The organism is Mesorhizobium sp. M7A.F.Ca.CA.002.04.1.1 (genome assembly GCF_004022805.1).
Lineage (GTDB): Bacteria > Pseudomonadota > Alphaproteobacteria > Rhizobiales > Rhizobiaceae > Mesorhizobium > Mesorhizobium ciceri.
In genome coordinates, this window is sequence record NZ_RZPL01000195.1 from 1 (window position 1) to 8,438 (window position 8,438).

8 protein-coding genes and 1 pseudogene are annotated in these 8,438 nt (G+C 63.8%); 8 read left to right on the forward strand and 1 reads right to left on the reverse strand.

What is annotated here, in order from left to right; all coding sequences use genetic code 11:
* The 7 genes from ENZ75_RS12775 to ENZ75_RS12805 form a co-directional block, all read left to right on the forward strand.
* On the forward strand, positions 1-311 hold a 311-nt coding region (locus ENZ75_RS12775; RefSeq protein WP_164887801.1), incomplete at its 5' end, for a response regulator transcription factor.
* Complete coding sequence (locus tag ENZ75_RS12780; protein WP_013532638.1) at positions 295-1,728, forward strand: ATP-binding protein; 1,434 nt, start codon at positions 295-297, stop codon at positions 1,726-1,728. The genes ENZ75_RS12775 and ENZ75_RS12780, both read left to right, overlap by 17 nt.
* Before the next feature lie 184 nt (positions 1,729-1,912).
* Positions 1,913-2,350 (forward strand): hypothetical protein, encoded by a 438-nt coding sequence (locus tag ENZ75_RS12785; protein WP_013532637.1) that lies wholly within the window; start codon positions 1,913-1,915, stop codon positions 2,348-2,350.
* Positions 2,351-2,443: 93 nt separating this feature from the next.
* Positions 2,444-3,583, forward strand: coding sequence for a c-type cytochrome biogenesis protein CcmI (ccmI, locus tag ENZ75_RS12790; protein ID WP_013532636.1), 1,140 nt, complete (start codon positions 2,444-2,446; stop codon positions 3,581-3,583).
* Positions 3,584-3,591: 8 nt separating this feature from the next.
* Positions 3,592-4,035, forward strand: a complete 444-nt coding sequence (gene ccmE / locus ENZ75_RS12795) for a cytochrome c maturation protein CcmE (RefSeq protein ID WP_013532635.1) — start codon at positions 3,592-3,594, stop codon at positions 4,033-4,035.
* Between the two features lie 32 nt (positions 4,036-4,067).
* A complete protein-coding gene (locus ENZ75_RS12800; RefSeq protein WP_013532634.1) occupies positions 4,068-6,059 on the forward strand; it encodes a heme lyase CcmF/NrfE family subunit in 1,992 nt (663 codons plus the stop codon).
* Positions 6,056-6,520 (forward strand): cytochrome c-type biogenesis protein, encoded by a 465-nt coding sequence (locus ENZ75_RS12805; protein WP_013532633.1) that lies wholly within the window; start codon positions 6,056-6,058, stop codon positions 6,518-6,520. Before ENZ75_RS12800 ends, ENZ75_RS12805 begins: the two co-directional genes overlap by 4 nt.
* Here ENZ75_RS12805 and ENZ75_RS12810 read toward each other — a convergent pair.
* A pseudogene (locus ENZ75_RS12810) lies at positions 6,517-6,735 on the reverse strand (type II toxin-antitoxin system RelE/ParE family toxin); the annotation flags it as partial. The gene ENZ75_RS12805 and the pseudogene ENZ75_RS12810 sit on opposite strands and share 4 nt — an antisense overlap.
* A 206-nt stretch (positions 6,736-6,941) precedes the next feature.
* Between ENZ75_RS12810 and ENZ75_RS12815 the strand changes: the two are divergent.
* Positions 6,942-8,438 (forward strand): Do family serine endopeptidase (locus tag ENZ75_RS12815; protein WP_128278125.1); only part of this gene is annotated, 1,497 nt, incomplete at its 3' end.

Sequence of the window (8,438 nt, forward strand, 5' to 3'; positions counted from 1 at the left end):
CTGCCGGCCATGCCTCGTCCGAGCTGACCTGCGGACCGCTGCGCCTCGACACCAAGGCCTCCAAGGCCGATGTCGGCGGCGTGCCGCTGAAGCTGACGTCGCACGAATTCCGCCTGCTTGCCTATCTGATGCACCATATGGGCGAGGTCGTCTCGCGGACCGAACTGGTCGAGCATCTCTACGATCAGGATTTCGACCGCGATTCCAACACCATCGAGGTGTTTGTCGGGCGGCTGCGCAAGAAGATGGGCATCGACATGATCGAAACCGTGCGCGGCATGGGCTACCGCATGCGTGAGCCGGAGGCGTAACTCGGAACCGCTCAAACCAACCGCAAGGACGCCGCTTTCGCTGCGTTTGTGGCCGCGTTCGCTGACGTTCCGCGTCATCGCCTTTTCCACGGTCTGGGCGATCGTGACGCTCGTTGTCATCTTCACCTTGATCACCACCCTATACCGCCAAGCCAGCGAGCGCGGCTTCGACAGCCTGCTTTCGGCGCATCTGTTCAACCTGATCGGTTCGATCGGCATCTCCGACAGCGGTGCGCTGACCGGCGCGCCAGATCTCGGCGACCTCCGGTTCTCGGAGCCGAATTCGGGCTGGTACTGGTCGGTTGAGCCCGCTTCGGAAGGCGTGCATGGCGATCTCCATTCGTCGTCGATGACCACGACGATCCCGTCACCGAGCGTTGCCGAGGTGCCGTTCAACGCGAGCTTCCAGCGCAGCTACGCAGCCGAAGGCATCGACGGCGAGCAACTCGAAGTGTTCGAGAGCGAATTCGTCCTCGACGCCAAGAACCGCGCCGCGCGTTTCCGCGTCATGGGCAACCAGAGCGAACTCGAACAGGAAATCGCCACCTTTCAGCGCCGCCTGCTGACCTATCTCAGCCTGTTCGGCGTCGGCATGATCGCCATCAACGCGATCGCAATCCTGCTCGGCCTGCAGCCGCTGCGCCGGGTCAGGAACGCGCTCGCCATGGTGCGCGAAGGCACCGCCCAGAGGCTCGACGGCCGCTTCCCGGCCGAGATCGAACCGCTTGCCAACGAAACCAATGCGCTGATCGAAAACAACAGGCGCATCGTCGAGCGGTCGCGAACACAGGTCGGCAATCTCGCCCATTCGCTGAAGACGCCGCTGGCGGTACTGCTCAACGAGGGCCGCGCGCTCGGCGGCGCCAAGGGGCAGTTGATCGCCGAACAGGCGGCTTCCATGCAGAAGCAGGTCGAACACTATCTCCAGCGCGCCCGCGTCGCGGCACAACGCGACAGCGTCGTCTACCGCACGCCGGTGACGCCGCTGGTGCAGCGCATGGTGCGGGTTCTGCGGAAGCTCAATCCGCAGACAAATCTGTCGCTGTCGCTGCCGGCGGGCGAGATCGTCTTCGCCGGCGAGCGCGAGGACCTTGAGGAACTGCTGGGCAATCTCCTTGAAAACGCGATGAAATGGGCAAAGAGCGCGGTGCAGGTCTCGATCGTGCCCTTGACCGGCAAGGACGACCCGGCCGGCCTGTTCGAGATCGGCATAGAGGATGACGGTCCGGGCATTCCCGAGGACAAGGCTCGCGAGGCGCTGAAGCGCGGACGGCGTCTGGACGAGACAAAGCCCGGAACAGGTCTGGGCCTGGCCATTGTCGCAGACCTCGTCAACGAGTATGGAGGCGTTCTGGCGCTCGAACGGTCCGGTATGGGCGGATTGAAGGCGGTGGTGCGATTGCGGAGCCTTCAGTGATGTTCACCAGAGCCGATCGACATAGAGGGGCGGGAGATGTTGTTGGCGGCATGTCCATTGGTCCCGCAGCGGCCAGCGGCCAAATTTCCGACAAATATCAATATTATGGCCACGCCGACTTCTCGATGACGCGGCCCCCGGCGCATCCATGGCAGGCTCCAACTCAAGAAAACCGGTTGTTGGCATGAAGATTCGCGTCGCGCTTGTTTCCGCATTGCTGGCTGTTTCCGGCTGCACCACCTTGAGCGGCAAGGGTCCAACCGTGGCAGCGACACCGGCCTCGACACCTCCTTCCAGCGGCAAGGTGACCACGACGATCATTTCGGCGATGGGCGGCGGCCTCATCAGCGGGGCGATCGGCAACGGCCTCAGCGAGACCGAGAAGCGCAGCGCGCTCGAGGCTGAGTACAAAGCGCTGGAATACACGACCAGCGGCCAGAAGGTGACGTGGAAAGGCGCCCAGGCTTCGCGCTACGGCGAGGTGGTTCCGGCCCAGCCCTACCGCGTCGGTTCGCAGGACTGCCGCCAGTACACGCAGACGGTGTTTTCCGGCGGCGCCGGAGTCACGGCGCGCGGAACCGCTTGCCGCAACGCCGATGGCAGCTGGACGCCGCTGACCTGACGACCGTCTGCCGACGATTGGCGGCTGGCGTCGTCAAAGCGTCGCAGCATGCATCTGTTGGCACGGCAGAGCTCTGCCGTTATTGGAAGAACCATGCTGTTCTGGGTCATAGCCGCCATTCTCACGCTGGGTGCAAGCCTGGCGGTGCTGTTGCCGCTGGCCGCCAGCGCGAAGGGCGCGTCGTCGAGCGGCGAACATGATCTCGAAGTCTATCGCGACCAACTGTCCGAGCTTGACCGCGACGCCGCGCGTGGCTTGATCCAGCCGGCCGAAGCGGCCGAAGCCCGCGCCGAGATCGCTCGCCGCATCCTTCGCCTTGACAATGCGGGTACCGCCGGTGGCGCAAACGCGGGCCGAGCGCCGGCCACCGCAAGGCTGGTGGCCACCGTAGCCGTGCTGGCGGTGCCGCTGGTCAGTTGGGGGCTCTATGTCAAGCTTGGCTCTCCCGACCTGCCGTCACAACCGCTCAGCGAGCGGTTGGCCAAGAATCCCGCCGACAGTTCGGTCGACGAACTGGTGGCGCGGGCCGAAGCCCATCTGGCCGCCAATCCCACCGATGGCAGGGGCTGGGACGTGCTTGCCCCGGTCTATCTGCGCATGCAGCGCTTTTCCGACGCGGCGGATGCCTATCGCAACGCCATTCGGCTTGATGGCGACAGCGCCGTTCGCCAGGCCGGTCTCGGAGAGGCGATCGCCGGCGCGGCAGGCGGCATTGTCTCGGCCGATGCCCAGGATGCTTTCGAGGCAGCCCTGAAGCTCGATCCGGCCAATGCGAAGGCCAGTTTCTACCTGGCCATGGCGTTGGCGCAGGAGGGTCGCGCCAAGGAAGCGACCACGGCATGGCAGGCGATGCTGGGCAGATTGCCGCCGGACTCGCCATGGCGCGGTGCCGTCGAGCAGGCGCTGGCCAAGTCCGGCAACCCCGAAGTGGCTTCTGGCGACGCCGCCAACGGCCCCGATGCCGGCGATATCGACGCCGCATCCTCGATGTCGCCGCAGGATCGGGAAGCCATGATCAACACCATGGTTGCCGGCCTTGACGACAAACTGCGGCAAAATCCGCACGACCCGGAAGGATGGATGCGGCTCGTTCGTTCCTATGTCGTGCTTGGCAAGGCCGATCAGGCGCGTGAGGCGCTCGGTCGCGCCATTGCCGTCTTTGGGGCCGACAGTGACCAGGCGAAGAAGTTCACCGCCTTTGCCGCTTCGCTTGGGCTTGCGGCGACGGAGTAGAACAAGACATGACGCGCAAGCAGAAACGATTGTCGGTGATCGCGGGCGGCCTGGTCTTCCTGGGTGCCGCGACCGGGCTGACTTTCTACGCGCTTGGCCAGAAGGCCTCCTATTTCTACATGCCGGCCGATCTCACCACGGCAAGCGTCCAGCCTGGCCAGCGCATCCGGTTGGGTGGATTGGTCGAAAAAGGCACGATCCAGCGCGGGCAGGGGGCCACGGTCGGCTTTTCGGTCACCGACACGCACAAATCGGTCAAGGTCACCTATACCGGCATCCTGCCCGACCTTTTCCGCGAAGAGCAGGGCGTCATCACCGAGGGTAGTTTCGGCCCGGACGGGGTTTTTGTTGCCGATAGCGTGCTGGCCAAGCATGATGAGCGCTATATGCCCAAGGAGGTTGCGGACGGCCTCAAGGCCAAGGGCGTGTGGCAGGAGAGCAAGAGTGAATAGCTCCGGCAGGAGAGCGACAGTGGATCACGGGCATGGTTGAAACCGGACATTTCGCCCTCGTCCTGGCGTTTGCGCTTTCGCTGGTGCAGACGCTCGTGCCGCTGTTTGGCGCACGCCTGAACAACCAGCGCCTGATGGCCGTCGGGGGTCCGGTCGCGGTGACCGGCTTCGCCTTGACGGCGCTGTCTTTCGCAGCGCTGGCGAGTGCCTATGCGAGCTCCGATTTCTCGGTGGCAAGCGTGTGGGAAAACTCGCATTCCTTGCAGCCGTTGATCTACAAGATCACCGGAACCTGGGGCAATCATGAAGGCTCGATGCTGCTTTGGGTGTTGATCCTGACCTTCTTCGGCGCACTCGTCGCCGCTTTCGGCTCCAACCTGCCGGCGACGCTGCGCGCCAATGTGCTTGCGGTGCAAGGCGCCATCGGCGCCGCCTTCTTCCTGTTCATCCTGGCGACGTCCAATCCGTTCATCCGGCTCAACCCGGCGCCGATCGAAGGCCGCGATCTCAACCCGATCCTGCAGGATCTCGGCCTCGCCATCCACCCGCCGTTCCTCTATCTCGGCTATGTCGGCTTCTCGATCTGTTTTTCCTTCTCGGTCGCCGCTCTCATCGAAGGCCGCATCGACGCGTCCTGGGCGCGCTGGGTGCGGCCGTGGACGCTGGTCGCCTGGATGTTCCTGACCGGCGGCATCGCCATGGGATCGTACTGGGCCTATTATGAACTTGGCTGGGGCGGTTTCTGGTTCTGGGATCCAGTCGAGAACGCGTCTTTCATGCCGTGGCTGGCGGGCACCGCGCTGCTCCATTCGGCCATTGTCATGGAAAAGCGCTCGGCGCTGAAGATCTGGACGCTGCTGCTCGCCATCCTGACCTTTTCGCTGTCGCTGCTCGGCACCTTCCTCGTGCGTTCGGGCGTGCTGACCTCGGTGCATGCCTTTGCAACCGATCCGACCCGGGGCGTGTTTATCCTGTGCATCCTGACGTTGTTTATCGGCGGCTCGCTGGCGCTGTTTGCGCTGCGCGCTTCCCGGTTGACGACCGGCGGCCTGTTCCACCCGATTTCCCGAGAAGGGGCACTCGTCCTCAACAATCTGTTCCTGACCACGGCGACGGCGACCGTGCTTGTCGGCACACTCTATCCGCTCGCTGTCGAAGCCTTTTCAGCCGACAAGATCTCGGTCGGCGCGCCGTTCTTCAATCTCACCTTCGGGCCGCTGATGGTGCCGCTGCTGCTCGTGGTTCCGTTCGGGCCGTTGCTGGCCTGGAAGCGCGGCGATGTCTTCGCCGTCGCGCAGCGCCTGATGGTGGCCTTTGCTGCGGCACTGCTGGCGACGCTGGTCACCGCTCTGTTCATCGACGGCGGCTCGGTGTTCGCAGCCCTGGGCGTAGGCCTTGCCGTCTGGCTGATCCTTGGCGCGCTCACCGATCTCGCCGTCAAATCCGGCTTTCGGACCGTCGCAACGGGGATCATGGTCCGGCGCTTGCTCGGCTTGCCGCGCTCGGTCTTCGGCACAGCCTTCGCTCACCTCGGCCTCGGCCTGACCACGCTCGGCATCGTCGGCACACTTTGCTTCGGCACCGAGAAGATCCTGTCGATGCATGCCGGCGAGACCGTCGAACTGTCCGGCCATACGCTGCGTTTCGTCGGGCTTTATCCGGCCCAGGGACCGAATTACAGCGAGGATCGCGGCCGCTTCGAGCTGATCGGCGTCAGCGGCAGCCCTGTTGGCGAAATCAGCTCCGCCAAGCGGTTTTATCCGGTGCGGCAGATGACGACGACGGAATCCGGCATCAGGACGATCGGTTTCTCGCAGCTCTACATCTCGCTCGGCGACGAGGGCAAAGACGGTTCGGTCGTCGTGCGTTTGTGGTGGAAGCCGCTGGTGACGTTGATCTGGGGCGGTGGCCTGATGATGATGGCGGGCGCGGCGATGTCGCTGATGGACCGGCGCCTGCGCGTCGGCGCGCCGTCGCGACGGCGCAAGCAGGCGAGCGTGGTGCCATCCGCGACCCTGCCATGAACGCACGGCTTTCGCTGACCTCCATTATCCTGCTGCTGGCGCTGTTTTTTGCCGGCACGGCCTTGGCGGTGAAGCCTGACGAGATGCTGCCTGATCCTGCACTTGAGGCGCGGGCTCGGGCGCTTTCGGAAGGCTTGCGCTGCATGGTCTGCCAGAACCAGTCGATCGACGAATCCGATGCCGACCTTGCCCGCGACCTGCGCGTCCTCGTGCGTCAGCGCCTCGTCGCCGGCGACACTGACCAGCAGGTCATGGACTACGTGGTTTCGCGCTATGGCGAGTTCGTGCTGCTCAAGCCGCGTTTCGACCTGCGCAATGCATTGCTGTGGGGCACGCCTGTCCTGCTGTTGCTGGTGGGAGGCGTTTTCATCGTGCTGACCGCGCGGTCGCGTCGCTCGACGGCAACCAATGCGCTGACCACTGAGGAACAGGCGGCGCTGGACAAGATACTAGGCAATTAGCTCGGCCATTCCTCCGAGGGCCAGTCCCGCGACGTGTGAATGACGCGCAGGATAACGACGCACTGACGGCCAGCGATCGGGCGCAACTCATAAGCAATGATGTACGGCGGGCGGCCGATGAACGTCTCATATGTGCCTGTTACCCGGCCTGGCCGGCCCGTCGCCATATCACCAAGGCCTCGGCCCATTTCACGAATACGATCCGCCAGGCGTGCTTGCTGTCATTTATGAAAGCCTTGTGCTGAGTTGTGTACAAGATAGCGCATAGGGCATCGCGGCCAACGGGTTTGTGCGTCTCCCGACCCCAAAACATTACCAAAGTTTCATGTGTCGGAAATGGCGCTGTAATGTGCGCCACTCTAATTCTCTTGCTTGAGGATGCCCATCAGCAGCGTCCATTTGGAAAGAGGATACGAGATCCATGAATATTGCCCCCCGTTCATATTCCGTCACCCGCAAGCGTCTCATGGCTGCCGTCGCGTCTGTAGCCGTGGCCGGTGCGATCGGCGTCGGTGCGCTGACCAGCGGAACCAGCCCTGTTCTGGCCGATGCCGTGCGCGTCGAGGCGCCGCAGGTACCGGGCTTCGCCGATGTCGTCGAGCGGGTTTCTCCCGCTGTTGTCAGCGTCAAGGTCAAGGCCAAGATCAGCCCGGCCGCCGATGACGGCTCGGACCCGTCCGACGATCAGGATGGCATGAACAACCTGCCCAACAATCCGCAACTGCGCCGCTTCTTCAAGGAATTCCGTGGATTTGGTGATCAGGACGGCCAGGGTGGCGGCAACAGGCGCTTCAGCCATCGCGACCGCAACAACGACCAGCCGCGGCCGGTTGCACAAGGTTCCGGCTTCTTCATCTCGGATGACGGCTATCTCGTCACCAACAACCACGTCGTTTCGGAAGGCTCGGCCTTCACCGTGGTGATGAATGACGGCAAGGAACTCGACGCCAAGCTGATCGGCACCGACCCGCGCACCGATCTCGCCGTGCTCAAGGTCGATGGCGTCGGCAAGTTTACCTATGTCGACTTCGCCGATGACTCCAAGGTTCGCGTCGGCGACTGGGTGGTGGCCGTCGGCAATCCGTTCGGCCTTGGTGGCACCGTCACCGCCGGCATCGTCTCCGCCCGCGGCCGCGACATCGGCGCTGGCCCTTATGACGACTTCATCCAGATCGACGCATCGGTCAACCGCGGCAATTCTGGCGGCCCGACCTTCAACCTCAACGGCCAGGTCGTCGGCATCAACACCGCGATCTTCTCGCCGTCCGGCGGCAGCGTCGGCATCGCCTTCGACATTCCCGCTTCGACCGCCAAGCAGGTCGTTCAGGACCTGATGAAGAGCGGTTCCGTTCAGCGCGGCTGGCTCGGTGTCGAAATCCAGCCGGTCACCTCCGACATCGCTGAGTCGCTTGGTCTGAAGTCCAACAACGGCGCACTGGTTTCCAGTGCCCAGGACGATGGTCCCGGCAAGAAGGCGGGCATCACGGCCGGTGACGTGATCACCCAGGTCAACGGCAAGGACGTCGCTTCGCCGAAGGAACTGGCACGGCTGATCGGCGCCTACTCGCCTGGCAAATCGGTTGACGTCACCGTGTGGCGCGACGGCAAGAGCCAGACGGTCAAGGTCGATCTCGGCAAACTGCCCTCGAGCGACAAGCAGGCCTCTGTCGACCAGTCGCAGCCTGCCGCTCCGGCAAAGCCCGACACGCTGGCCGATCTCGGCCTGACCGTCACCAAGTCCGAAAACGGCAAGGGGCTGGTGGTGACCGACGTCGATCCCGACAGCGATGCTGCCGATCGCGGCATCCAGCCGGGCGACGTCATCACATCGGTCAATTCGACCGAAGTGAACGGCACCGACGACGTCACCAAGGCGATGACCGAAGCGGTCAAATCCGGCCGCAAGGCAGTGCTGATG

Bases quoted from the DNA above. Each gene is read 5' to 3' on its own strand.
- ENZ75_RS12785 (WP_013532637.1), top strand. From the start codon at position 1,913: ATGAAGATTCGCGTCGCGCTTGTTTCCGCATTGCTGGCTGTTTCCGGC.
- ccmI (WP_013532636.1), top strand. From the start codon at position 2,444: ATGCTGTTCTGGGTCATAGCCGCCATTCTCACGCTGGGTGCAAGCCTG.
- ccmE (WP_013532635.1), top strand. From the start codon at position 3,592: ATGACGCGCAAGCAGAAACGATTGTCGGTGATCGCGGGCGGCCTGGTC.
- ENZ75_RS12800 (WP_013532634.1), top strand. From the start codon at position 4,068: ATGGTTGAAACCGGACATTTCGCCCTCGTCCTGGCGTTTGCGCTTTCG.
- ENZ75_RS12805 (WP_013532633.1), top strand. From the start codon at position 6,056: ATGAACGCACGGCTTTCGCTGACCTCCATTATCCTGCTGCTGGCGCTG.